20 protein-coding genes, 1 pseudogene and 1 riboswitch are annotated in these 23,242 nt (G+C 61.8%); of the genes and pseudogenes, 8 read left to right on the forward strand and 13 right to left on the reverse strand.

Annotation, left to right across the window (positions count from 1 at the left end; translation table 11 throughout):
* Positions 1-23: 23 nt before the first annotated feature.
* From NKH63_RS10035 to NKH63_RS10045, 3 genes are read right to left on the reverse strand one after another with little or no spacing between them, the layout of a single operon-like run.
* The gene (locus tag NKH63_RS10035) at positions 24-395 is read right to left on the reverse strand and encodes a response regulator (protein WP_023717114.1); all 372 of its coding nucleotides are present in this window, start codon (positions 393-395) and stop codon (positions 24-26) included.
* Between the two features lie 2 nt (positions 396-397).
* On the reverse strand, positions 398-3,184 hold the full coding sequence (locus tag NKH63_RS10040) for an ATP-binding response regulator (protein WP_352481732.1): 2,787 nt from the start codon (positions 3,182-3,184) through the stop codon (positions 398-400).
* On the reverse strand, positions 3,181-3,942 hold the full coding sequence (locus NKH63_RS10045; protein ID WP_023717112.1) for a Tll0287-like domain-containing protein: 762 nt from the start codon (positions 3,940-3,942) through the stop codon (positions 3,181-3,183). Before NKH63_RS10045 ends, NKH63_RS10040 begins: the two co-directional genes overlap by 4 nt.
* Positions 3,943-4,155: 213 nt before the next feature.
* Between NKH63_RS10045 and NKH63_RS10050 the strand changes: the two genes are divergently transcribed.
* Positions 4,156-4,674 carry a CAP domain-containing protein gene (locus NKH63_RS10050; RefSeq protein WP_023717111.1) on the forward strand — a complete coding sequence of 173 codons (519 nt, stop codon included), beginning with the start codon at positions 4,156-4,158 and terminating at the stop codon, positions 4,672-4,674.
* 48 nt (positions 4,675-4,722) lie between these two features.
* On the opposite strand, the gene NKH63_RS10055 is transcribed toward NKH63_RS10050, so the two are convergent.
* The 7 genes from NKH63_RS10055 to NKH63_RS10085 all read right to left on the reverse strand — a co-directional run bounded on the left by NKH63_RS10055 (position 4,723) and on the right by NKH63_RS10085 (position 13,953).
* Entirely contained in the window at positions 4,723-7,407 is a 2,685-nt protein-coding gene (locus NKH63_RS10055; protein ID WP_352481733.1) for an EAL domain-containing protein, read from the reverse strand.
* A gap of 173 nt (positions 7,408-7,580) precedes the next feature.
* Positions 7,581-9,116, reverse strand: a complete 1,536-nt coding sequence (locus NKH63_RS10060; RefSeq protein ID WP_352495547.1) for a DHA2 family efflux MFS transporter permease subunit — start codon at positions 9,114-9,116, stop codon at positions 7,581-7,583.
* A gap of 313 nt (positions 9,117-9,429) precedes the next feature.
* Positions 9,430-10,608: an HlyD family secretion protein gene (locus tag NKH63_RS10065; RefSeq protein WP_023717108.1), complete on the reverse strand. Its 1,179-nt coding sequence runs from the start codon at positions 10,606-10,608 to the stop codon at positions 9,430-9,432.
* Positions 10,605-11,084, reverse strand: coding sequence for a MarR family winged helix-turn-helix transcriptional regulator (locus NKH63_RS10070; protein WP_023717107.1), 480 nt, complete (start codon positions 11,082-11,084; stop codon positions 10,605-10,607). Before NKH63_RS10070 ends, NKH63_RS10065 begins: the two co-directional genes overlap by 4 nt.
* Before the next feature lie 78 nt (positions 11,085-11,162).
* Entirely contained in the window at positions 11,163-12,164 is a 1,002-nt protein-coding gene (locus tag NKH63_RS10075) for a FecCD family ABC transporter permease (RefSeq protein WP_352481735.1), read from the reverse strand.
* 29 nt (positions 12,165-12,193) lie between these two features.
* A complete protein-coding gene (locus tag NKH63_RS10080; RefSeq protein ID WP_023717105.1) occupies positions 12,194-13,138 on the reverse strand; it encodes an ABC transporter substrate-binding protein in 945 nt (314 codons plus the stop codon).
* Entirely contained in the window at positions 13,135-13,953 is an 819-nt protein-coding gene (locus NKH63_RS10085) for an ABC transporter ATP-binding protein (RefSeq protein WP_352481736.1), read from the reverse strand. Before NKH63_RS10085 ends, NKH63_RS10080 begins: the two co-directional genes overlap by 4 nt.
* Positions 13,954-14,045: 92 nt before the next feature.
* A riboswitch (cobalamin riboswitch) is annotated at positions 14,046-14,249 on the reverse strand.
* A 294-nt stretch (positions 14,250-14,543) separates the two neighbouring features.
* Here NKH63_RS10085 and NKH63_RS10090 point away from each other — a divergent pair.
* Positions 14,544-15,377, forward strand: a complete 834-nt coding sequence (locus tag NKH63_RS10090) for a GyrI-like domain-containing protein (protein ID WP_352481737.1) — start codon at positions 14,544-14,546, stop codon at positions 15,375-15,377.
* Between the two features lie 37 nt (positions 15,378-15,414).
* On the opposite strand, the gene NKH63_RS10095 is transcribed toward NKH63_RS10090, so the two are convergent.
* On the reverse strand, positions 15,415-16,350 hold the full coding sequence (locus tag NKH63_RS10095; RefSeq protein WP_352481738.1) for a bifunctional helix-turn-helix transcriptional regulator/GNAT family N-acetyltransferase: 936 nt from the start codon (positions 16,348-16,350) through the stop codon (positions 15,415-15,417).
* A gap of 228 nt (positions 16,351-16,578) precedes the next feature.
* Here NKH63_RS10095 and groES point away from each other — a divergent pair, with 228 nt between their 5' ends.
* Together groES and groL are read left to right on the forward strand one after the other, a co-directional pair.
* Positions 16,579-16,875, forward strand: a complete 297-nt coding sequence (gene groES / locus NKH63_RS10100; protein WP_006333965.1) for a co-chaperone GroES — start codon at positions 16,579-16,581, stop codon at positions 16,873-16,875.
* 62 nt (positions 16,876-16,937) lie between these two features.
* Positions 16,938-18,593: a chaperonin GroEL gene (gene groL / locus NKH63_RS10105; RefSeq protein ID WP_352481739.1), complete on the forward strand. Its 1,656-nt coding sequence runs from the start codon at positions 16,938-16,940 to the stop codon at positions 18,591-18,593.
* A 217-nt stretch (positions 18,594-18,810) separates the two neighbouring features.
* Here groL and NKH63_RS10110 read toward each other — a convergent pair whose 3' ends face one another.
* Entirely contained in the window at positions 18,811-19,410 is a 600-nt protein-coding gene (locus NKH63_RS10110; RefSeq protein ID WP_352481740.1) for a TetR/AcrR family transcriptional regulator, read from the reverse strand.
* 98 nt (positions 19,411-19,508) lie between these two features.
* On the opposite strand from NKH63_RS10110, the gene NKH63_RS10115 reads away from it, so the two are divergent.
* The 3 genes and pseudogenes from NKH63_RS10115 (at position 19,509) to NKH63_RS10125 (ending at position 21,420) form a co-directional block, all read left to right on the forward strand.
* Positions 19,509-20,519 carry a zinc-dependent alcohol dehydrogenase family protein gene (locus NKH63_RS10115; RefSeq protein ID WP_352481741.1) on the forward strand — a complete coding sequence of 337 codons (1,011 nt, stop codon included), beginning with the start codon at positions 19,509-19,511 and terminating at the stop codon, positions 20,517-20,519.
* A gap of 52 nt (positions 20,520-20,571) precedes the next feature.
* Positions 20,572-20,928, forward strand: a pseudogene (locus NKH63_RS10120) (OsmC family peroxiredoxin); the annotation flags it as partial.
* A gap of 105 nt (positions 20,929-21,033) precedes the next feature.
* Positions 21,034-21,420: a nuclear transport factor 2 family protein gene (locus NKH63_RS10125; protein ID WP_352481906.1), complete on the forward strand. Its 387-nt coding sequence runs from the start codon at positions 21,034-21,036 to the stop codon at positions 21,418-21,420.
* Positions 21,421-21,580: 160 nt separating this feature from the next.
* On the opposite strand, the gene NKH63_RS10130 is transcribed toward NKH63_RS10125, so the two are convergent.
* Positions 21,581-22,006, reverse strand: coding sequence for a GFA family protein (locus NKH63_RS10130; protein WP_031195266.1), 426 nt, complete (start codon positions 22,004-22,006; stop codon positions 21,581-21,583).
* A gap of 192 nt (positions 22,007-22,198) precedes the next feature.
* On the opposite strand from NKH63_RS10130, the gene NKH63_RS10135 reads away from it, so the two are divergent.
* Complete coding sequence (locus NKH63_RS10135; RefSeq protein WP_352481742.1) at positions 22,199-23,233, forward strand: AraC family transcriptional regulator; 1,035 nt, start codon at positions 22,199-22,201, stop codon at positions 23,231-23,233.
* Positions 23,234-23,242: the final 9 nt, after the last annotated feature.

The raw sequence follows: 23,242 nt of genomic DNA on the forward strand, positions 1-23,242 counted from the left end.
TTTTCAAACCGTCGGTCCGCGCCTCATCGATTCGCGGCAAGCAATTGTTCAATTTTCTGGACAAGTCGCGACAGGTCCACCGGCTTGCTATCGTAGTCATCGCAGCCTGCCTCGAGTGCCATTTCGCGATCGTTGGCCATCGCGTGCGCAGAAAGCGCAATGATCGGGATCCCGGAGGTGGCCGGATCAGCCTTGATCCGCCGGGTCGCCTCCCACCCGTCCATGACCGGCAAGCTCATATCCATGAGGATGAGATCGGGCCTTTCCGAAACGGTGAGTTCCACGCCCGACTGTCCGTTTTCCGCAATGAGGACTTCGAACCCACGCCGTGACAACCGCCGCAAAAGCATGTCGCGGTTCAATTCGTTGTCTTCTACCAGAAGGATCCTCGTCATCTTTAGCTTCCTTCAGCCATGGGGGCGGTTCCGCGATCGGCAATGCTGGCACCTGTCGACCCAAGTGGGAAGATCTGGCGCTCGAGGGCCTCGACCAACTGAGACCGACTATTTGCGCCCTTGATTACAACCGCGACCGCCCTGTCGCGAAGCCACTTGAGCTCGTCCGCCGATAAATCCTTGGAAGTCACGACGACGACCGGAATGTTCTGAAGCTCGGGCACCTGCTGCATCTCGTTCAGGGTCTGGAACCCGTCCATTTCGGGCATCAGCAGATCAAGCAGGACCAGACGCGGTAACAACCGCTTCATCAGCTTGAGGCCGCGCAGGCCATCGCTTGCCTCGTGAACCCGCCAATCCTTCTTGATCAGGATACGCCGAAGGAAGTCGCGGGAGGCTTGATCGTCGTCAATAACAAGCACATCGCGGTTGCCGCCGCCGCAAGCCTCTATTGTTCGTATAAGCTTCTGGGTGTCGATCGGCTTCGTGAGGTATTCGACCGCACCGAGTGAGAGGCCGAGTTCGCGATCTGCAAGTATCGTCGCAAGGATTACCGGAATCTCGCAGAGCTCCTTATCGCCCTTCAGTGAGCGCAGCACTGACCAGCCGTCCTGATGCGGCATGATGATGTCGAGAACGATTGCGGCCGGGCGATGCGCTCGCGCCGCGGCTATGCCTTCCTCGCCGCTTGCTGCTTCGATTGATGCCAGTCCCGCCTCAGCCAAGGACCTGGCGATGAGAGTTCGGGCGGCTGGTTCGTCATCTATGATCAGAACCGCCTGCTCCGAGGGCCTCGACGACAGCGGCTCGGCGGGTTTCTGCTCGCCAGGTTCTTCGTCGCACTCGGCTGGAATCTCCATTGTGAAAGTCGAGCCTTTTCCGAACTCGCTTTTAACGGTTACAACGCCTCCGATCATGCGGCAGAAACTCCGGGTTATGCTGAGGCCCAATCCCGTCCCGCCGTAGTTGCGAGTGGTGGAGGCGTCTGCCTGCGTAAAAGCATCAAAGAGCCGTTCTTGCTGCTTTGGCGTCATCCCGATCCCGGTGTCGGACACTGTGAATATCAGCCAGTCGCCGTCCGATCTCCTCTCGCGTCGAATCGCCAGTGTTACACGGCCCCCCTCGGTGAACTTGGCTGCGTTACTGAGGAGATTGAAGAGGTTCTGACGCAACTTCGTCTGGTCCGAATGCATCTTCCCGAGGTCGCCCGCGAGGTCCATAACGAAACTGTTTCGGTTTTTCGCCATCAGTGGCGCGACTGTGGCCTGGACATCGCGCAACAAGTCGGCGACGTCGAAAGTCTCGAGGAAATTTGCCATCTTATTTGCCTCGATCTTCGACAGATCGAGGATGTCGTTGATGAGCGCGAGGAGATGGCGACCGGCCCCGGCGATCTTTTCCACATCTGGCACGAACTCATTCATTTGCTGGTCGCTCGCCTCTTCGATCAGCATCTCGCTGTAGCCAATGATCGCGTTCAGTGGAGTGCGCAGCTCGTGGCTCATGGACGCGAGGAAGCTGCTCTTGGCCTCATTTGCCGCTTCAGCATGACTCTTGGCCCGCTCGAGTTCGACCTCTCTCTGCTTCAGTTCCGTGATGTCGGTGTAAACGGCGACGGTCCCGCCGTCAGGGGTCTTTCGTTTGCTGACGCGGACCCAGCGTTCTCCGAAGCGACCCTCGTGGACGAAGCCTGCCGGATCCTTCTGGATGCGCAGCCTCTTCGCAATCCATTCCTCCGGCGACGCGCCCTCAAGGTCGACGTGCCCGCTCGCCAAGCGTCTTTTCAGAATATCCTGAAGGCTTTGCCCCGGCAGAGTAGCTCGGTCATTGTCGGGAAAGATTTCGCAGTATTTGCTGTTGGCAAGAAGGACCTTGTCCTCCGAATCGAACAGGACAAATCCGTCAGAAATCGCCTCGAGTGCCGCTCCGATCGTCCGTCTTTGCCGTTCCGCCTCATCCTCCAGTCGTTGCTTTGCAATTGCGCTCGCCCGGAAAAGCCGAAGCGTCCGCGCCATCGCGCCGAGCTCGTCCCCTCCCTCTGCCTGTATTTCGACGTCGTAGCGTCCTTCCGTCAGATTTCCGATTACCCGGTTCAGCCGCCGCAACGGTCCGACGATCGAGCGAAGAACAAGGATGGTGAGAAGTGACCCGATCATCACCACGATGGCCACCAGAACGGCAGCAGTAGTCGCCGTTTTCTGGGTTTCCGTTACGACCTCGTTGCGAGCGGCTTCTGCCTCGGCGCTCGCTCGGTCGACGAGTTTGTTAAGCGCAGCATCCACGTTTGCGCTGTGGGTGCGCGCCTCGGCGAGGAGAGTGTTGCCGATGATGCGGTTGTCTTGAGTATAGCTGTCTGCCGCCTCCAGCGCTGTTTTGACATAGGCATCCATCTCAACGCGGATTTCCCTGACCGCATCCGGTGATGATTTCGAAAGGCGGTCCAGATGTGCCAGTAGTCGCTCGCGCGCCTGCTCGGCATTACGCTGGGAATTCATCAACAAGCTAACCGACAGATCAGTCAGCCAGTATCGCAATTCGCCGAATGTAGCGTGCGCCGCAGCCGCAGTGGACGCGGCGTCGAAAAATGCTTTGGTCTCCGCAGTTCGATCTGCACTGCGATAAAGTGCCTGTGTGAGAAAGATTGACGATACGATAAGGCTGATAAGGCCGGCCGCTGTCAGCGCAGCTATGCGGGCCGAAATCGGTAGATGGGCAAAGGGACGCGCAAAGGGCCTCGCCGGCGCCGATACCGTTTCCACGCGGTGCGGTGATTGTTCCAAAGCGCTCATTTGAACAAGACGATGCTTATCGCGCCTCCCAGATCGCCCGCTTTGCCGCCCTCCTTTGGGTATCCTGTCACGTCGATCTCGCCCTTCGGCTCGCCGTGGCAGGAAAGACACGAGCCAGTATAGTATTCGGGCAGCAGCATTCGAAATGCAGGGCGCCCATCCGCCTCGGTGACTTCCGTGTAGGCTTCTCCCTTTGCTCTCTGCGGATCCAGCAAGACGCTTTCGATGATCCGTGCTTCCCATGCGTCCGGAAGCGATTTGCGGTTGCGCACGAGTTGCTCTGGCGCGGTCACGCGCACCCGAGCTTCGTTGCCGGCCTTGGCAGCGAACTTGTCATTCATCAGACGCGCAAACACCGCTGGCACGAAGCCTTTGAAAGCGGTTCCCGCGCGGTTGATGTTATCTTGCTGTTCGTCCACCACCTCTCGCATCGCCTCAATCTGGGCCTCAAGCAGACGCCGGTCGCGCTCGGTCAATCCGCCCGAAAGCGGGTCGTGGCCGGTGTGTTTTGAGTATGCGGCGATGGCTTCTCTCGTAATGCGCTCACCGTCGAGGTGCTTGTCGCCAAGAGCAGGATCATTGATGAGCGTCTGATAGTTCGAGATGATGCTTCGCCCCGCACGGAGCAATTCCGCGAGTCGCGTTCCCGTCACGACATCCTCGGTAACTCCCGCTCCGATGGCAGACGACACGACGAGTGCGCAGCCGACAAGAACAGCGGCAATGAAAGTCCGGGTCAACGTTGACATGGCGGACATTTCCGTTCCCTTCAAGGACGGCCTTTAGGGTATATTAGCATAACACGATAAAAGGCGGGGACCCAGCGGCAAACTTTGCTGGTTCCGCAACGAACAGTCTGGGCGACTTGCGACCCGCGAGCTCGGCCCTTTTTATTGCGCTGTGGGTCGGCTTGAGCGAGATTCTAATCGCCTGCCCGGCAAAAGCCATGATCACCGCTATGTCAGGCGGGCATGACCGTTGCGAGAATTGAAAATTATGAAGGCAAACCAAGCCTGAACAGGCGCATGCTGCTCAGAGCTGCCGGCCTTGGCGCCCTTGCCGGGCTCGCCGCCTGCGCAACCGCCGTGCTGCCCACCGGCGAAGGCGCCGGTGTCTCTGCTTCCGCGGCCGGCACCCTGAGCGGCATTCGGGCCTCAGCCGGTCTTGGACCGCTTGTCGCCGATCCTCGTCTCGAACAGGCGGCCTTGCAGCAGGCCGGCTACATGGCGCGCCGCGGCCGCATGAATCACACCACCGGCTGGGGCAAGGACTTTGCCTCGCGCGTCAAAGACAATGGCATTGCCGGCGCCGCCGCCGAGAACATCGCCGAAGGCCGCTTCGACCAGCAGAAGCTGTTCGATATCTGGGTGCATTCGCCAGGCCACCGCCGCAACATGCTAGACCCGCGCTTCACCCGCTTCGGCCTCGCCTATGTACGCGACGGCCGCGACAACACGCTTCGCTACTGGTGCCTTGTGCTCGGAAGATAGCACGGTTTCGCCTTTGGTCGGCGGAGTCCGTGCCGGATGATCGAGCCGTCAGTCTTTGCGGCCGCCGAGCAACTCCTCGATGTCCTGTGCACAAACCGGTCTGCTGAAATGATAGCCTTGCATTTCGTCGCAATTGTTCCTGCGCAGGAAGGCCACCTGATCATCTGTCTCAACGCCCTCGGCAATGACCCTCAGGTTGAGATTTTGCCCCAATGAAATCACCGCGCTGGCCACAGCCTGGTCGTTCTCGTCGGCGGCAAGATCCTTGATGAAGGATTTGTCGATCTTCAGCCGCGCCACGGGAAAGGTCTTGAGTGCGCTGAGGCTGGAATAGCCTGTGCCGAAATCATCGATCGAGATCTGGACACCCAGGCTTTGCAGGGCGTTCATGGTCGCGACCGCCAGGTCGATATCCTGCATGATAAGGCTCTCGGTCACCTCCAGTTCGAGGTACCTGGCCTCCAGACCGCTGTCCTTCAGCGCGCTGACAATGCGATCGATCAGGTTGCGTTCCCTGAATTGCCGCGCCGACACATTCACGCAAACGGTCAAGGACGGCAGCCCTGCGTCTTGCCAGGCTTTGTTCTGCCGACAGGCCTCATGCAGAACCCAGTCGCCGATCGGTACGATCAGACCTGTCTCCTCGGCGGTCGGGATGAACATCGTCGGCATTATCGTACCAAGCGTTGGATGGTTCCAGCGTATCAATGCCTCGACCGCAAAAACCCGACCTGACCGAAGGTCCACCTGCGGCTGGTAGAGCAGCGTGAATTCCGAACGCGCCAAGGCATTTCGCAGCTCTTCCTGAAGCACGAATTTCTCATGCGCCCGGGTATTGAACTCCGGAGCGTAAAACTGGAAATTATCGCGGCCGAACTCCTTGGCGCGATACATGGCCGCATCGGCATTTGCCAGCAGCGTATCGGGATCAGTCCCATCCTTCGGATAGTTGGCAATGCCTATGCTGGCCGTCGCCCGCACAAGATGCGCTCCGAGCCGAACCGGTTCGGCGAGTGCCGACCTGAGCTTTTGCAAGGTCTCGGAAACGAGATCGACGTTCGCCGGCTGGTCGAAAAGCACGATGACGAATTCGTCGCCGCCAAGCCGCACGACGGTATCGGTTGCCCTCACGCAGTCGACCATGCGACTTGCGACGATCTTCAGAAGCTCGTCTCCGGCATTGTGGCCGAGCGTGTCGTTGACAAATTTGAAATTGTCCAGATCGATGAACACCACCGTCACCCAGCGATCGTATCGCTGGGCGTACAGGACCGCCTGCGAAAGCCGATCCTCGAGCAAGGCGCGATTGGGAAGCCCGGTCAGCACGTCATGATTGGCCATGAAGTGGATCCGGTCTTCAGCCTGTTTGCGTTCGATGGCGATCCCGGCGATGCGCGTGGTGAAATCGATCAGGCGGGTCTCGGCCTCGGTCGGTTCGCGCACCGTCATCGAATACATCGCAAAGACGCCAAGCACCGCGCCCTGATGCGACAGGATCGGGGTCGACCAGCACGAACGCAAACCGTGCGGCCGCGCGAGTTCGCGATAATCCTGCCAAAGCGGATCCTGCATGATGTCAGCGACAATCACCGGCTCGTGCCGATAGACCGCCGTTCCGCAAGACCCCGCCCGAGGGCCGACCGCGGCGCCGTCGACGGCGTCGGTGTAGTCTTTCGCCAGGCTCGGCGCGGCGGCGTGGCGCAAGTGGCTGCCATCCTTGTCGAGCAGCAAGACCGAACCGAATATCCCCGCCAGTTGGGACTCGACCAGACGCATGAGCCGCTCGAGCACGTCTTCGAGGGGAGCGCTCTTTGCGATCATCTCGAGGATATGCGCCTGCCCGTCGCGAAGGATTTCGGCCCGCTTGCGCGCAGTGATGTCGCGGGCAATGCCGACGAGTCCGAAAATGTTGTTTTGAACGTTGCGCAACGGCAGTTTCGTCGACAGGAACCATTTGCCGGTGCCTGACGCATCGACGACGAACTCCTCCTCGTCGATCATCGGTTGTCCGTCGCGCATCAGTTGCTGCTCGATGAGGCGAAATTTCTGCGCAAGATCCGGCGCGTGAAGGTCGAAGTCGCTCAGGCCGATCATGTCGCTCGTGCTGTCTCGACCGCTGTCGGACGCAATGGCTCGGTTGGCGACGACGAAGCGGCTTTCGGTGTCCTTCACCCACATGTAGTCAGGCACCAGGTCGATCAGCGTCTGCAAGGAGATTCGCTCGTCGACGACCAAGCGGTTGGCGCTGAGCTCGCTGATGTCCTCGTGCGTGGCCACCCAGCCGCCGTCAGGCATCGGTTGATGGCAGACCTGAATTGTCCGGCCATCGGCGAGCTCGGCTGTCCAGTTCCCCGAAGCAGTGCCCGAATTGACTGCCCGGGCCAACGCCAGATAGGCGTCCGCATTCATTGCCGAGGTCCCGACAGCGACGCGCCGCTCGACGATTTCGCGCAGCGCCGCACCCGGCTGCAATTGCTCCGGCGCAAGGCGATAGATTTCCGCATAGCGCCGGTTGCACAGGATCAGCCGTTCATCGGCGTCAAAAAAGCAGATGCCTTGCGAGATGTTCTCGATCGCGGTCTGGAACCGCAGTGCCTGGTCCTGAAGCGCTGCAATCGTGGCGCGAAGCTCGCGCTCGAGCGCCTCATATGAGGCAGTCGCCAGTTGTGCCAGCGTCGTCAAATTGGCGGATTCGGGCACTTCGGCGGTTTGCCTGGATGATTTCGTGGCCAAACACAGTTCCTCCCGCTGATGCTTGAGGCAAGCAAAGGAGGCTCGCCTTCAACCCAAAAGCGAGTGCATATTGGTCGGGATATACTAATGGCAGGTGAACCGGCTTAATGCCGACCCGACCGGCACAGGCAACGGAAGCCGTGAGCCAGTCGCGGTTGCCGGAGCCGTGAGACTTAGTCCATATGCGCGGCAGGCGCTCCACCGGCGGGCGGCGCAGCCTTTGGCTTGCGCAGCAGGAAAACAAACGGGACGGCAAGCAGTGTCATCATCATCAGCAGCTTGAAGTCATTGACGTAGGAGACCATCATCGCCTGGATATTGACCATGCCATCCATCAGCGACAGCGCCGTCGGATCGCCGCCCGCCGCTGCCGGCGACGCCGCCCAGAGGTTGGGATTGAACGGATTGATATAGGCCGAGAGCTCAGCGTGGTTGATCTGTGTGTTGCGTACCAGCAGAACCGTCACCACCGACACGCCGATCGACGAGCCAAGATTGCGCACCAGGCTGAACAACGCCGTGGCATCGGTGCGGAAGCGTGCGTCGAGCGTGGCGAAGGCCACGGTGGACAGCGGCACGAACACCATTCCCATTCCAAGGCCCTGGATGACGCCGGAGCTGAGGATGAGCCAGTTGTCCATCTGCGGCGAAAAGCTCGACATCGTGTAGAGCGATTGCGCGGTCAGCAGGAAGCCGATCACGACGAGGATCCTGGCATCGATCCTGTGCATGATCCGCCCGACGAACAGCATCGCGATCATCGTGCCGACACCGCGCGGCCCCAGGACGATGCCGATAGTGAGGGTCGGATAGCCGAAGATGGTCGACAGCATTGGCGGCAGCAGCGACATGCTCGCCAAAATGAGCACGCCCATGACAAAAATGAACGCCAGCCCGGTGACGAAATTGCGATCGAGGAAGATCTTCGGGTCGATAAAGGGGTGCTCCGCCGTCAACGTGTGAATGGTGAATACCCAGAAGCCGGTGATGGAAAGACCAAGCTCGATCCATATCTCGATCGAGGAAAACCAGTCGACCTCACCGCCACGATCGAGCATCAGTTGCAGCGCGCCGACACCGAGCGAGAGCATGGCGAAGCCGAAGAAATCGAAGCTGCGCACCCGCCGGGCCACGCTGGGGAGATATGCGGCCATGCCGAGGAAGGCGATGATGCCGACCGGCAGGTTGATGAAGAACACCCAGCGCCAGTTGAAATTCTCGGTCAGCCAGCCACCCAGCGTCGGGCCAAGGATCGGTCCCAGCATGATGCCGGCGCCCCAGATGGCCATGGCCTGGCCGTGGCGTTCCCTAGGGTTGATGTCGAGCAGGAAGGTCTGCGACAGCGGCACGATGGCCGCGCCGAAGACGCCTTGCATCAGCCGGAAGAGAACGATGGTCTCCAGGCTCCAGGCTATGCCGCACAGCATGGAGAAGACGGTGAAGCCGACCACCGCCGTCAGGAACAGCTCCTTGCGACCGAAGCGGTCGGCAAGCCAGCCGGTCACCGGCGTCATGATCGCGGCGGCAACGATGTAGGAGGTCAGCACCCAGTTGATGTTGTCGGGGGAGGCGCCGAGATCGCCGGTCATGGTCGGCAGCGCGACGTTGGCGATCGTCGTGTCGAGCGCCTGCATGATCGTCGCCAGCATGAGCGCAACTGTGATCAGGCCGCGGTGCGGTACTTCGCGAAAGGGTTCTGGGGTGCTCATGACGTAAAACTTCCAGCAGGTAACAAAAACGTGTACATTAGGTTTCCGGACGGCGAGGCCCTCGCTGCAGAGAGACCCTCATCGCGGTGGGACGCGAGCATCGATGTGGGGGTTACATCGACTGAGCGTCTCGACAAAGCGGGCGCCTGCCGCCCGGAAACCTGAGGACCGAAGATCCTGCGCAACGTTGTCTGGTTTAGCCAGGCCGCAGCGCAGCCCGTCTACGCATTCAACTCTTCCTGCGCCTCCCTCGGACCAATCCTGTCACCTGCATCCATCTCGCTGTTTGCCATGCGGCCGCTGTCAGGCCTCTTTACTTGGCCTCGCCTGCCGTGGCGCGGCGGAAAATGCCCGGCAGCCCGCGGGAAACGCCGGTGTCCACCGTGACGGTCGCGCTCATGCCGGTGCGCAGCGCCATCTTGGCGTCGGCGTCGGTCAACTCCAGGCGGACCGGAATGCGCTGCGTGACCTTGACCCAGTTGCCGGTGGCGTTCTGCGCGGGCAGCAGCGAGAACTCGGCCCCGGTGCCGGCGCCAATCGCCTTGACGGTGGCTTCGAACGTCTTGCCCGGATAGGTGTCGACCACGATTTCGGCCTTTTGGCCCGGATTCATGTTGGTGAGCTGGGTTTCCTTGAAATTGGCGTCGACCCAGGTATCGCCGGTCTCGACCAGCGAAAACAGCGGCGTGCCCGAGCCGACATACTGGCCGACCTTGAACGAAGCGGCCTGGCTGATGATGCCGTCGGCAGGCGCTTTGACTGTTGTCTGGACCAGATCGTAGGCCGCCTTGTTGCGTGCGGCGAGCGCCGCCATCACTGTCGGATGCTTGTCGGTCTCGATGTCGGGATTGCCGCCAAGTGCCGCCTTGGCGCTGACGATCCCTTGCTGGGCCACGGCCAGCTGCTGCTTGGCCTTGTCGAGGTCGTTCTTGGCCTCGTCCAGCGACGACTTGGCGTTGATGCCCTTGCGGGCAAGGTCGGCGGCGCGGTCATACTGCGACTGCGCGTACTGGACCTGGCTTTCGTCGGACTTCTCTTGCGCCAGCGCCTGGCTATAGGCCGCACGCAGCTGCTCGACATTGAGCCGCGCGCCGGCCACCGCCGCATCGGCCTGGGCCAATGCGATCCGGTAGGGCTCGGGATCGATGGCGAACAACACGTCGCCCTGCTTGACAGACTGGTTGTCGAAAATATCGACCTGAACGATGCGGCCCGCCGTATCGGCGGCTATCGACACCTTGGCCTGCTGCAGATTGGCGTTCTCGGTCTCCTGATAGCGGCCGCCGGTCACCCAGACATAGCTGCCGCCGGCGATCAACGCAGCGGGCAGCACAAACATCAAAAGGAAGCGGCCGGCACGACGCTTCTTCTTCGGCGCCACTGGCGCCGGAGCTACCTGCGGAGCGACCGTGACCGGAGCTGCCGCCGGCTTCGCGGGAGCTTCCATCTCCAGCTTGGCCGCATTCTTATCTACTTTGGCTACCGCGTTCATGCTGCTGCGCCTTCCGTATTCTTCACTTTTTCCGAGGGCGGCGTCTCACCATCCGCAAGATTCTGCACCATTGTCTCCAGCGCCTTGACCAGGACGCGGCGATCTTCCGGCGAAACGCCAACGAGCGATTCCTCATACACCTCGCCGGCAAGGCTCTTGACGTGGGCGTAGGCTGCGTTCGCCTTGGCGGTCGGGAAAATCATGCGCACTCGTCTGTCGGTTGCGTCGGGACGGCGCTCGATCCAGCCGCCCTCCTCCATGCGATCGACAAGGCGCGAGACGCTGATCGGCTCGATTTCGAGAAGCTCGGCAAGCCGCGCCTGCGCGACACCCGCCTCCTTGGCGACACGGACCAGAAGCCGCCATTGCGCCGAAGAAAGGCCGAAACCACTGGCGCGCGCCTCGAAGCGCTTGCGCATCAGGCGCTGCACGTCGTGGATCAAAAAGCCCAATCTGTCGATGCCGTCGGAAACCATGAGCGACATATATAATAAGCGTGCTCATAATTCAAGGAACCCGGATTGTGCCAGAAGGCGGCAAACATGGCAGTCACATCATGAGCGATTGCGAATGAGCATCGTGACCACGAAGAAAGCGCCGACCGAACTGGTGATGATGCCGATCGGCAGTTCCTGCGGCGGCAGCAGCGTGCGCGCGAGAAGGTCGCTTGCCAGCAACAGCACCGCTCCGAAGAGGGCGCAGCTTGCAATCAGGCGCAGATGAAGCGGGCCGGCCAGGGTCCTGGACAGATGTGGGATCATCAAGCCAACGAAACCTATGACGCCTGCGACCGAGACAAGGATCGCCGTCGAGAAAGCGGCGACGAGAAATGTCATCCTGCGCATCCGCGCAACCGGGACGCCGAGGCTTTCAGCGGCATTCTCGCCGGCCAGGAAAGCGTCGAGCCGGCGGTGGTTCCAAAGTCCATAAACAAGGATGGTGCCTGCGCCCAGAGCAGCCAGCTCGATATTGTCCCAACGGGCCAGCCCGAGCCCGCCCATCGTCCAGAACAACACCGAGTGAGCGGCGCGCTGGTCTCCGGCAAAGACGAGATAGTTAGTCAAGGCGGTGAACATGAACGAGACGGCAAGCCCGGCGAGGATCAGCCGTTCGGGGCCTTGCCCCCTCACCCGCGAAACCAGCAAAAGCACGATGCCGGCGGCCAATACGCCGCCCGTGAAGGCCGCGACCGGCAACGTCCAGATACCGAAATGGTCGCCAAAAATGGTGATGACGGAAACCGCGCCGGCCGCGGCTCCGGACGACAGGCCGAACAAGAACGGATCTGCGAGGTCGTTGCGCGTTACCGTCTGCAGCAGCGCGCCGATGACGCCCAGCCCGGCGCCGACACAGATGGCCATAATCGTGCGCGGTAGCCTAAGATCGAGGACGATCTTGGCAATCGGGATCTTGCCGGCCGGACCGGACACGATGTCTCCGTCCAGCCCGGCGGCATGTCCGAGCGCAGCAATCACGTCGCTCAACGCGATGACCGTCGATCCATAGGCAATCGACAGCAGAGCAAGAGCGGCAATCGCTGCTGCTCCTGCTGTCATCGCCAATTCGAACGCTCTCTGGCGCAAGCTCAGAAAGCTTCCGGGTGCATCGCCCTGGCGATCTTGCCGATCGCCTCGATGTTGGCAGGCCCAGGCGTCAGTTCGGCATAGCGCAGCGCAATGAAGTGCTCATTTTTGACCGCCTCAGTCTCCTTCATCGCCGGATGAGCTTTCAGGAAATCGAGCAGTTTTCTGTAGCCGCCGTCCTGGTAGTCGAGCAGGATAAGAAATTGCGGATTGCGGGCCGCCACCGTCTCCCAATCCGTATTGCCCCAGCTCGTCGGCATGTCGGCCATGATGTTGTCGCCGCCGGCTGCGGCGATCATGGCGCTGGGGATCGCGAACTTGCCTGATGTGAAGGGTTTGTCTTCGCCGGAGTCGTAAAGAAACACACGCGTTCCCGTGCGGTCGCCGATCTTTGCCGTGATATCGGCGAGCTGCGCCTTCCAGTTCGAAACAAGCTTTCCCGCCTCCGCCTCCTTGCCAAAAATCTTGCCCAGCTTTTCGACATCACCATAGAGCAGGTCCATCGAGGCTGCGGGGCGGTTCTGGTCGAGATGGACGCAACTTTCCGTCGGCACCAGCGTCTTGATACCGTGCGGGGCCAGCGTATCGGGCGTCACCTCGCCGCCAGGCTTCATGCCGTAATACCAGCCGGCGAAGAAGAAATCGGGCTCGACGGCGACGAGGTTTTCGAGGGTCGGGTATTTCGGCGCGAGTTCCGGGATCGCGCCCTGCTCGGCCTTGAATTCCGGACCGACCTTATACCATCCGGTGATGCCGGTCAGGCCGACGATCGATGGTTGCAGCCCCAGCGCGAAGGCCATCTCCGCCATGTTCAGATCTTGGATGACGGCGCGCTTCGGCGCGGCGTCGAACGTCAGCGGCGTGCCGCAGCTATCAACGGTTACCGGGAAAGCGAAGGCGGTCTGGGCAAGTAGGAGGGAGGCAAAAGACAGTACGAGGCGTTTCACGGATGTTGCTCCTTGGTCAAATCGGGATGTGAAGAGGCGCGGTTCGGAACGTCGAAGACCGTGAGTTCGCGGTCTTCGGTGGGATGGCGCAGCCAAAGCACGTCAACGCCGAAAATCTCGCGGATCAACTTCTTGGTCAGCGCCTCGCGCGGACTGGCAAGTGCCTGCAGGCGGGCCTCGTTCATCACCGCGACCCTGGTGGCAAATGGCGTGACAAGCGACAGATCATGAAGCACCGCCACGACGGTCATGCCAAACTGCGATACGAGTTCGAGAAGGTCGCTGCGGGCGCGCGGATCGAGATGATTGGTCGGTTCATCGAGGAACAGGATTTTGGGCTCCTGGGCGATGGCGCGCGCCAACTGGGCGCGTTGCCGCTCGCCACCGGATAGCGAGCCGATCGTGCGGCCGAGCAGCGGCAGCAGGCCGGTTCTGCGAAGTGCTTCAATGACGATGTCGCGTTGCTCGCTCCTCCGTCGCAAGCCGGCATGCGGGACGCGCCCAAGCTCGACGTAGTCGATCACGGCAAGCCGCGGATCAGGCTGGTCGGTCTGGCCAACGACCGCCATGTGCAGTGCCCGCTCGGCGTCCGAAAACCTCTCCAGCCGGCGTCCGGAAAATCTCACATCTCCCGCGCTTGGCCGCAGCGTACCGCATAGCATGCGCAGCAGCGTCGTCTTGCCGGCGCCGTTGGGGCCGATGATGGCGAGGCGGTCGCCCGGCGCTATCGAAAGGCTCACCGCGCTGACCAGGCACCGGCCATTCGTCGTCGCGCTCAGTTCACACGCTTCAAGAAGAGGCTGGGAGGCGTCCAACTTACCGTCACTTTCTCAATGGCGACGGAAGGAAGCTGGACGGACCGGCCGACAAGACCGATGTCCACGTCTCCTCCCGGCACACCCCGTCCGGTCAACTCATGCTGATGGCAGGTCTCCTGGCTCGCGGGTCTTTGCGCCATCCTGCCTTCCCAGCCTTGCCGGCCAGTGGCACTTCGGATTTTGCTAACCGCTTACAGTTGCGGGGGCAGCCACGGCCTCGATCCGAAGATCTCACCGTGTTCCCTTTTCACCCCTTGCCTTTCGACTCGGGGACCATCAGTCAGCCACCCTAGTTTTCCGCCAATCACAGCGCAATAAGTCTTGTCAGAAGGAGCCATATAGACCTCGTGATGTAATAACGTTACATTTAAAAGGACGTTTGCCCGCTTCCTGTCAAGCCTTTTCGCGCGACGCCTGCGAATTGCCGACGACCGTCGCTCTCGATTTGCGCAGTGCGCAATTTCGATCAAACTGCCTCCGCCAGGAAGCGGCACCATAATCTTGCCAATATAAGACATGGCCAATGTAAAGACTGGGCCATGTAAAGACTGGGCCAATGCGGAGACTGGGCCAATGCGAGGTGCCAAATGAATCCGACCGAGAAGGCGCTGTGGTTCGTCGAAAGCCATCTGCCCGAAGCAGTCTCGCTGGACGATGTCGCCAAGAGCAGCGGGGTGTCGCGCTTTCATGTGACGCGGGCTTTCGGCGCGGCTACCGGCCGTTCGGTGATGAGCTACGTCCGTTCTCGCCGACTGACCGAAGCGGCGCGCAAGCTTGGCGCCGGCGCACCCGACATCCTCTCGGTCGCGCTCGACGCCGGCTATGCCTCGCATGAGGCCTTCACCCGCGCCTTCCGCGACCAGTTCGGCACCACGCCGGAACTGGTACGCGCACAAGGCTCGCTCGACAACCTCGATCTTGTGGAGCCGATCCTGATGGACCAGTCCTTTCTCGCCACTCTCGAACCACCGCGTTTTGAGACCAGCCGGCCGTTTCTCATCGCCGGTCTCGGCGAGCGTTACAGCTGCGAAACCAGCGCCGGCATCCCGATGCAGTGGCAGCGGTTCGGCCCCTATATTGGCAACATTCCAGGCGAGATCGGCGACGTCGCCTATGGCGTCTGCGTCAACGGCGACGACGCCGGCAATTTCGACTACATCGCTGGCGTCGAAGTGTCCGATTTTTCGGACCTGCCGAGGGAGTTTTGGCGTGTGCGCGTGCCGGCGCAGAAATACGCCGTGTTCGCCCATCGTGACCATATCTCGACCATCCGCCGCACGGTCAACACGATCTGGAACAAATGGCTGCCAGCCTCTGGGCACGAGATCGCCGATGCGCCGGAATTCGAGCGCTACGGCCCCGAATTTGATCCGCGCAGCGGCAATGGCGGGCTGGAAATCTGGATACCGGTCAAAGGGTGAGGTACGGCAGGCCGGCGCCGAAGCGCCGGAAGCGCTGCTACAACTCCAAATTCCAGTTCTGGCCGACCAGATCCTTGCCGAAGGAATGGTGGCGCTCCTCGTTGGTCAATTTAAAGCCCGCAGCCTCATAGATGTGGCGGGCGGCGGCGAGCACGTCGTTGGTCCACAGCGTCAGTGTCCTGTAACCCGTGGCGCGGCAAAAGCCGATACATTCCTCGACCAGCCGCTTGCCGATGCCGAGACCTCGCGCCGAGGGCTCGACGTAGAGCAGGCGCAATTTCGCCACCGCGTCCGACTGGCGCACGACGAAGACGGAGCCGACGACCTCGCCTTCCCGCTCGGCGATCCAGCTGCGTTCCCATTTCGGATCGAAGGATTTGACGAAGGCACCGAGGATTTCGGCGACCAGCGCTTCATAGGTTTCGTCCCAGCCATATTCCTGCGCGTAGAGCAGGCCCTGGCGACGAATAATCCAGCCGATGTCGCCGACTTGCAGAGGCCGCAGCATATAGGGAATTTTGGGCTCGGCGCTTCCGCCCAGCAAACGCTGCACCGTCTGCATGGCTTTGACCAGCCTGTCCTGTTCGGCATCCGAAAGCCGGTCGAGCAAAGCCGCGACCTGGTCGTGCGAGCCCTGGTTCAGCGGTGCGAAGGCCTGCCGCCCGGCCTTGGTCAGCGCGATCGACGAGCGCCGCGCATCCGCCTCGATCGTGGCACGCTCGACCAGATCACGCTCCTCGAACTTCTTCAGCAGCCGGCTGAGATAACCGGCATCGAGGCCGAGATCGCGCCCAAGATCCGTGGCGGTCAGGCCATCGCGATGCGCCAGCTCATAGAGCACCCGCGCCTCGGTCAGCGAGAAGGTGCTTTTCAGCAGCCCTTCGTCGAGCAGCCCGATCTGGCGGGTATAAAAGCGGTTGAAGGCCCGCACCGCGTCGATCCGCTCCTTGCCTGGGTGATGATGAATGGTCATGGCATCCTCCTCCGGGCAAGATTAGCGATTTAGTTGACTTGGTCAAGTATCTGTTTGAAGCATCCGTTTGAAGCAATTGTCCTGATGATGCTCACCGGGCGCCTTGACTCGCGCGAGTTGCCAGACTATTTCAGCGCCACGTTAGCACTCCCCCAAGATGAGTGCTAACCATGTCCGGCGCCGCCGGACGGAGGAACTGTTCTCACCATTCTCATCGAGGAATAAAAAATGGCAAAGTCGAAGTTCCGCCCGCTTCATGACCGCGTGGTCGTTCGTCGGGTCGAATCCGAATCCAAGACCGCGGGCGGGATCATCATTCCCGACACGGCGAAGGAAAAGCCGCAGGAAGGCGAGATCATCGCCGTCGGTTCCGGCGCCCGTGACGAAGCCGGCAAGCTCGTCCCGCTGGACGTCAAGGCCGGCGACCGCATCCTGTTCGGCAAGTGGTCGGGCACCGAAGTCAAGCTCAATGGCGAAGACCTTCTGATCATGAAGGAAGCCGACATCATGGGCATCATCGGCTGAATACCGGCCTCACCCTCAACTGAATTTTCGGGCTCAATCCAAGCCCCTGCCAGGAGCTAAAAATGGCTGCCAAAGACGTAAAATTCTCCCGCGACGCTCGTGAGCGCATGCTGCGCGGCGTCAACATCCTCGCCGACGCGGTGAAGGTCACGCTCGGCCCCAAGGGCCGCAACGTCGTCATCGACAAGTCGTTCGGCGCACCGCGCATTACCAAGGACGGCGTCACCGTCGCCAAGGAAATCGAGCTTGAAGACAAGTTCGAGAACATGGGCGCGCAGATGGTCCGCGAAGTTGCTTCGAAGACCAACGACATCGCCGGCGACGGCACCACGACCGCGACCGTTCTGGCACAGTCGATCGTCCAGGAAGGCCACAAGGCGGTTGCCGCCGGCATGAACCCGATGGACCTCAAGCGCGGCATCGACCTCGCCGTCGCCGACGTCGTCGCGACGCTGATCAAGAACGCCAAGAAGATCAAGACCTCGGAAGAGGTTGCCCAGGTCGGCACCATCGCCGGCAATGGCGACGTTTCGGTCGGCTCGATGATCGCGGAAGCGATGCAGAAGGTCGGCAATGAGGGCGTCATCACCGTCGAGGAAGCCAAGACCGCCGAGACCGAGCTCGAAGTCGTCGAAGGCATGCAGTTCGACCGCGGTTATCTCTCGCCCTACTTCGTCACCAACGCCGAGAAGATGGTTGCGGATCTGGAAGACGCCTACATTCTTCTCCACGAGAAGAAGCTCTCCAACCTGCAGGCCATGCTGCCGATCCTCGAGGCTGTCGTGCAGACCTCGAAGCCGCTGGTCATCATTTCGGAAGACGTCGAGGGCGAGGCCCTGGCCACGCTCGTCGTCAACAAGCTGCGTGGCGGCCTGAAGATCGCCGCCGTCAAGGCGCCTGGCTTCGGTGATCGCCGCAAGGCCATGCTGGAAGACATCGCTATCCTCACCGGTGGCCAGGTCATCTCCGAAGACCTCGGCATCAAGCTCGAGAATGTCGGCCTGAACATGCTCGGCCGCGCCAAGAAGGTGTCGATCTCCAAGGAGAACACCACCATCGTCGACGGCGCCGGCAAGAAGGCCGAGATCCAAGGCCGCGTCGCCCAGATCAAGCAGCAGATCGAGGAGACCACCTCGGACTACGACAAGGAGAAGCTGCAGGAACGTCTCGCCAAGCTGGCGGGCGGCGTTGCCGTCATCCGCGTCGGCGGTGCGACCGAAGTGGAAGTCAAGGAAAAGAAGGACCGCGTCGATGACGCCCTCAACGCGACGCGTGCGGCCGTCGAAGAAGGCATCGTTCCCGGCGGCGGCGTCGCACTGCTGCGCGCTTCGCTGAGCATCAAGGCAACCGGCGCCAACTCCGACCAGACCGCCGGCATCAGCATCGTGCGTCGCGCGCTGCAGGCTCCGGCCCGTCAGATCGCGGCCAACGCCGGTGCGGAAGCATCGATCGTTGCCGGCAAGATCCTTGAGAACAAGGGCGCGACCTTTGGCTACAACGCCCAAACCGGCGAATATGGCGACATGATCGCCATGGGTATCGTCGATCCGGTCAAGGTTGTGCGCACGGCTCTGCAGGACGCGGCCTCGGTCGCCGGCCTGCTGGTCACCACCGAAGCCATGATTGCGGAGGCTCCGAAGAAGGAGTCGGCTGGCGGCGGCATGCCTGGCGGCATGGGCGGCGGCGGCATGGGCGGCATGGGCGGTATGGATTTCTAATCCAACCCATCAGCCTTCATGTACGGAAAGGGCGGCCGAGAGGTCGCCCTTTTTCGTTGATGGGACGGAGGATGAGAGGCGGTCCGATTCCAAAGCAAGCGGAAGCATACCCCTGACCGTTTCTTCGGCGTCGGCGCAGAACGTGAATTGCAGAGCTGGAGCGTCGGCCCTTCGGCAGGGCTCCGCGCTGGCCTCGATGCCGTGGAAGCGCGAAACGTCAATGCGCCGTGACTGCGATCTCTTTCGCCGGCAATGCCCCCTCAATCAGCGCCGCGACCTCATCGGCTACCGCCAGCACCGGGGCGCGGTCGCGGGTGGCGCGTGCGATCACCATCAGCCCTTCCAGCGATGATTCGACCAGCAGCGCCAGCGCGTGCGCGCGGCGCTCGGGCACCCCTGCCCTGACGAAGGCCGCCCTGAGCAGGCCTATCCATTGCTCGAAGGCCGACCGGCACAACTCAGCCAACTCCGGCATGTCGGTCGGCGAATCCAACACCACGGGCGCGATCGGGCAACCGAGCGTGAACTGGTTGTCTTCCAGCATGCGCGCGACCGATTGGTAGATGTGGTGGACCGCCACCGCCGGATCTTTTTCGGCAGCGAGCGCGGCGTCCAGCCTCTGCGTCACATCGGCGACGCTATCGCGCGTAACCTCGACGACCAGTTGATCCTTGCCGCCCGGAAAGTGGAAGTAGAGCGAGCCTCTCGGTGCACCTGAGGCACTCAATATGTCGTTGAGCGACGTGCCGTGGTAGCCGCGCTGCCTCAGCAGCAGCGCCGTTGTCTCGAGTATGCGGATGCGGGTGTCGTTCGCCATGTCAACCTCTGTCAGGAATGAGCATTATAGGCCTTGCCTCGAATATGACAACCGGTCTATATAATATGTAGATCAGTCTATATATCAGCGAGGGGCGAATGCGTCGTTATCGTCTTGAAGGAACCGGCGTGACCAAGTGCCTGGTGATGCGCGACGGGACGCAGCCGACGCCGAAGCCGCACGAGATCGTCGTGCGTGTCCGCGCCACATCGCTCAACCGCCGCGATACGATGATCCTCAACGGCACCTATCCGCTGACGCCGCGCCAAGACGTCGTCCCGCTGAGCGACGGTGCCGGGGAAGTCGTTGCCGTCGGAGATGCCGTCACCCGCTTTGCCGCCGGCGACCGCATCACCGGCAGCTATTTTGCACGCTGGATTGATGGCCGCATCAATGCCGGGCTGATCGACCAGCTTGGCTGCACGCTGGACGGGATGCTGACTGAATACGCGGTGCTCGACGAGCAATGGGCGGTGTGGCTTCCCGGTCATCTCGACTGGCATCAAGCGGCGACACTGACCTGTGCCGGCCTGACCGCTTGGAATGCCGTGACGGCGGCCGAGATGCCGAAGCCCGGGCAGTGGGTTCTGGTCATCGGTTCAGGTGGCGTCGCGCTGTTTGCGCTGCAATTCGCCAAGCTGCTCGGCTGCCGGGTCGTGGCAGTCAGCTCGCGCGGCGAGAAGCTGGACCGGCTGCGGGCGCTGGGCGCCGACCTCGTCGTCTCGACGGCCGACACGCCGGAATGGGGTGCAGCTGTGCGCGAGCAAACCGGTGGCATCGACCTCGTCGTCGAGACCGGCGGCCCGCCGACCTTCGCGCAATCGATGATCGCCTGCGCGCTTTACGGGCGCATCGTGCTTCTCACCATACAGGATGCGAAAGGCGGGACGGTGCAGATCCCCGGCCCGGTCTACCAGCGCAGCCTCGCCACCATCAGCCGCCTCTTCGTCGGCAATCGCACCAACCTCGAAGCCATGCTGCGCGCCATCTCGGTGCATCGGCTTAAGCCAGTCATCGACAAGGTGTTCGCCTTCGACGAGGCCCAAGACGCCTACCGTTATTTCCAGCAAGGCGACGTCTTCGGGAAAGTGGTCGTCGACGGCGCCTGACTGGTTCGCCCCCAAAATCTGATCGACCCCCTCAAATCAAAGGAGAGACACAATGACCATTCGTGAAGCAGAGGCCCAATGGCAGGGATCGTTGAAAGAAGGTTCGGGCCGGCTGAGGCTAGGCAGCGGCGTATTCGAAGGCGCCTACTCCTTCCCGTCGCGTTTCGAGAACGGTCCCGGCACCAACCCGGAGGAATTGGTCGCGGCGGCGCATGCCGGCTGCTTCTCGATGGCGCTGAGCGCCATCCTGGGCCGCGAAGGTTATACTCCCGCACGCATCCACACGATCGCGAAAGCGCATCTCGGCGCCACCGCGGCCGGACCGACGATCATCCGTATCGAGTTGGAGACGGAGGCAAGCGTCGCCGGGCTGCCGGCGGGGGATTTCGAGCGGCTGGCGCAGACGGCCAAGGAGAGCTGCCTCGTGTCGCGGGCGCTGGCCGGCGTCGCGGCGATCACGCTCAAGGCCGCCTCGTCGAAACCGTTGCTGATCACTGAAGGGAAGGAATATCCAATGACACAGGAACTCATCATCGACATCGCCGCGGCAAAACGCTCCGCCGAAACGGCCGAGATCATGCGGCGCTACAACGACGTCTTCCAGCGCCACGACGCGTCGGCGCTCGACGATCTGGTGGCGGAAGATTGCGTGATCGAGAACACCACGCCGGCCCCGGACGGCGCCCGCCGCATCGGCAAGGGCGCCTGCGTCGAACTGTGGTCGGCGATCGCGACCGGACCCGGCACGCGCTTCGACATCGAAGAAACCTTCGTCGCCGGCGACCGGGCCACGATCCGCTGGCGCTACTGGATGGCCGACGGCAATTCGCTGCGCGGCGTCAACCTGATGCGCGTGGCGGACGGGCAGATTGTCGAGGCCATGGGCTACGTGAAGGGATAGCGCTTGGCGCGACAAGCTGCCGTCAGCCAAGCTGCACCGCGCGCGCATCCTTGCGATATAGATTCTTGATCGGCTCCTGCGCGGCGCGCAATGTCGTGATGTCCATGCATATTCTCCAGTCGTGAGATGTCGCTGTTCGAAATCGTGTGTCATTGCCGGGTTACTCCGGCACGCTCACACCCGAGCCCCCGAGTTCGGCGGGGAAGTCTTTCAGCTTCGGCAATCCGTCCTTCATCGGCAGGACCGTCTCGGCGTAGTTGACATGAACCCCCGGCGTGAACTTCACCGTCGGTATCGTGGCCGCATAGACGTCTACCAGTCCGAGCGGCGGATGATCGGTCATCAGATGGCCGCCGCACTTCGTGCAGAACTGACGGTCGCTCATGTTGGACTTCTCGAAGCCGGACAGGAACTCCTCGCCCTTGGTGACCTTGACGTTTTCCGGCTTCCACAGCGTGAACGCGTTCACGGGAGACGCCGACCACGAACGACAGGAACTGCAATGGCAGTAGCCCATCGCCTCGGCCGCTCCGTGCACTTCGATTTCCACGGCGCCGCAAAAACATCCGCCCTTATGTACCGTCATGACTTAGATCCTCATTTTTCTTGAGTTCGACTGCGCTCAGCAGCTGATTTGAGACAGAGCTCAGCGCCGACGGGGTTTAAAGCTTCCGGCAATGAACGGAATGACGGGGCGTCCGCCTCACTTGACAGCGCGTCCGGAACTCGAAAGGGATGTCGCGCCGGGTTGCCGCGCAACGTACGGGACATGGATGGAATGGCCGGGGACGCTCTGTCTGACCTCTTGAAAAAGGTGCGTCTCACCGGCGCGACGTTTTTCGACATCAAGGCTCAGGATCCATGGGCCGTCTGCTCGCCTGCCCCGTCATCGATACTGCCGAAGATCCTGCCCGGCGCGGACCACCTGATTTCCTATCACGTGGTGACGGCCGGCCGTTGCTTTGCTCGCATCGTGGGCAAGGAGGCGATCGCGGTGGAGGCCGGCGAAGTCGTGGTCTTCACCCACAGCGACCCGCACATCATGTCGAGCAATCCCGAGCTCGCGGCCGATCCTCCGACCGCCGATGTCCTGGAGATCGCGTCCGCCAGCCAAATGCCGTTCCACATCAACCATGGCAGCGACGGGTCGATCTCGGCTAGGCTCGTTTGCGGTTATCTTGCCTGCGACGCACAGCCATTCAATCCGCTGCTCGATGCATTGCCCCCGGTGATCAAGGCCGGGGACGTGAAAGGCGATGCCGGCTGGCTTGGCCAATTCATCAGATTGGCAGTCTCGGTAGTGGCGGAAAAGCGGGCTGGCAGCGAGACCGTGCTCACCAAGCTCAGCGAGCTCATGTTCGTCGACGTCCTGCGCCGCTATGTGGAGTCGCTTCCACCGCAACACACCGGCTGGCTGGCGGGCCTGCGCGACCCGCACCTGCGCACGGCGCTGGCGCTGATCCACGATCGGCCCGAGCACAATTGGACCGTGGAGGCGCTGGCGAAGGAGGCCGCGCTGTCGCGCACCGTGCTCGCCGAGCGTTTCACCAGGCTCGTCGGGATGCCGCCGGTGCACTATCTCGCCAAATGGCGGATGCAGATTGCCTCGGAACTGCTCAGCACCGGCAACAGCAACGTCGCAAACATAGCGGCGGAAATCGGCTACGAGTCCGAGGCGGCGTTCAGCCGTGCCTTCAAGAAGATGATCGGCGTCCCCCCATCGGCCTGGCGGCTGGGTGTTCGCGCTGCGCCCGGTTTCGGCGGCGGCGAGGCTCCCGAAACCGAAGGCGGACCCGCCGATCCGCAGCGGTAAGAGCAATTC

The sequence above is a fragment of the Mesorhizobium sp. M0960 genome, from assembly GCF_040319055.1.
In the GTDB taxonomy this organism is placed as follows: Bacteria; Pseudomonadota; Alphaproteobacteria; order Rhizobiales; family Rhizobiaceae; genus Mesorhizobium.

What these genes read in the sequence shown, in the direction of transcription:
- NKH63_RS10035 (WP_023717114.1), bottom strand. Translation starts at nt 395, where the DNA reads ATGACGAGGATCCTTCTGGTAGAAGACAACGAATTGAACCGCGACATG.
- NKH63_RS10040 (WP_352481732.1), bottom strand. Translation starts at nt 3,184, where the DNA reads ATGAGCGCTTTGGAACAATCACCGCACCGCGTGGAAACGGTATCGGCG.
- NKH63_RS10045 (WP_023717112.1), bottom strand. Translation starts at nt 3,942, where the DNA reads ATGTCCGCCATGTCAACGTTGACCCGGACTTTCATTGCCGCTGTTCTT.
- NKH63_RS10050 (WP_023717111.1), top strand. Translation starts at nt 4,156, where the DNA reads ATGACCGTTGCGAGAATTGAAAATTATGAAGGCAAACCAAGCCTGAAC.
- NKH63_RS10060 (WP_352495547.1), bottom strand. Translation starts at nt 9,116, where the DNA reads ATGAGCACCCCAGAACCCTTTCGCGAAGTACCGCACCGCGGCCTGATC.
- NKH63_RS10065 (WP_023717108.1), bottom strand. Translation starts at nt 10,608, where the DNA reads ATGAACGCGGTAGCCAAAGTAGATAAGAATGCGGCCAAGCTGGAGATG.
- NKH63_RS10070 (WP_023717107.1), bottom strand. Translation starts at nt 11,084, where the DNA reads ATGGTTTCCGACGGCATCGACAGATTGGGCTTTTTGATCCACGACGTG.
- NKH63_RS10075 (WP_352481735.1), bottom strand. Translation starts at nt 12,164, where the DNA reads ATGACAGCAGGAGCAGCAGCGATTGCCGCTCTTGCTCTGCTGTCGATT.
- NKH63_RS10090 (WP_352481737.1), top strand. Translation starts at nt 14,544, where the DNA reads ATGAATCCGACCGAGAAGGCGCTGTGGTTCGTCGAAAGCCATCTGCCC.
- NKH63_RS10095 (WP_352481738.1), bottom strand. Translation starts at nt 16,350, where the DNA reads ATGACCATTCATCATCACCCAGGCAAGGAGCGGATCGACGCGGTGCGG.
- groES (WP_006333965.1), top strand. Translation starts at nt 16,579, where the DNA reads ATGGCAAAGTCGAAGTTCCGCCCGCTTCATGACCGCGTGGTCGTTCGT.
- groL (WP_352481739.1), top strand. Translation starts at nt 16,938, where the DNA reads ATGGCTGCCAAAGACGTAAAATTCTCCCGCGACGCTCGTGAGCGCATG.
- NKH63_RS10110 (WP_352481740.1), bottom strand. Translation starts at nt 19,410, where the DNA reads ATGGCGAACGACACCCGCATCCGCATACTCGAGACAACGGCGCTGCTG.
- NKH63_RS10115 (WP_352481741.1), top strand. Translation starts at nt 19,509, where the DNA reads ATGCGTCGTTATCGTCTTGAAGGAACCGGCGTGACCAAGTGCCTGGTG.
- NKH63_RS10125 (WP_352481906.1), top strand. Translation starts at nt 21,034, where the DNA reads ATGACACAGGAACTCATCATCGACATCGCCGCGGCAAAACGCTCCGCC.
- NKH63_RS10130 (WP_031195266.1), bottom strand. Translation starts at nt 22,006, where the DNA reads ATGACGGTACATAAGGGCGGATGTTTTTGCGGCGCCGTGGAAATCGAA.
- NKH63_RS10135 (WP_352481742.1), top strand. Translation starts at nt 22,199, where the DNA reads ATGGCCGGGGACGCTCTGTCTGACCTCTTGAAAAAGGTGCGTCTCACC.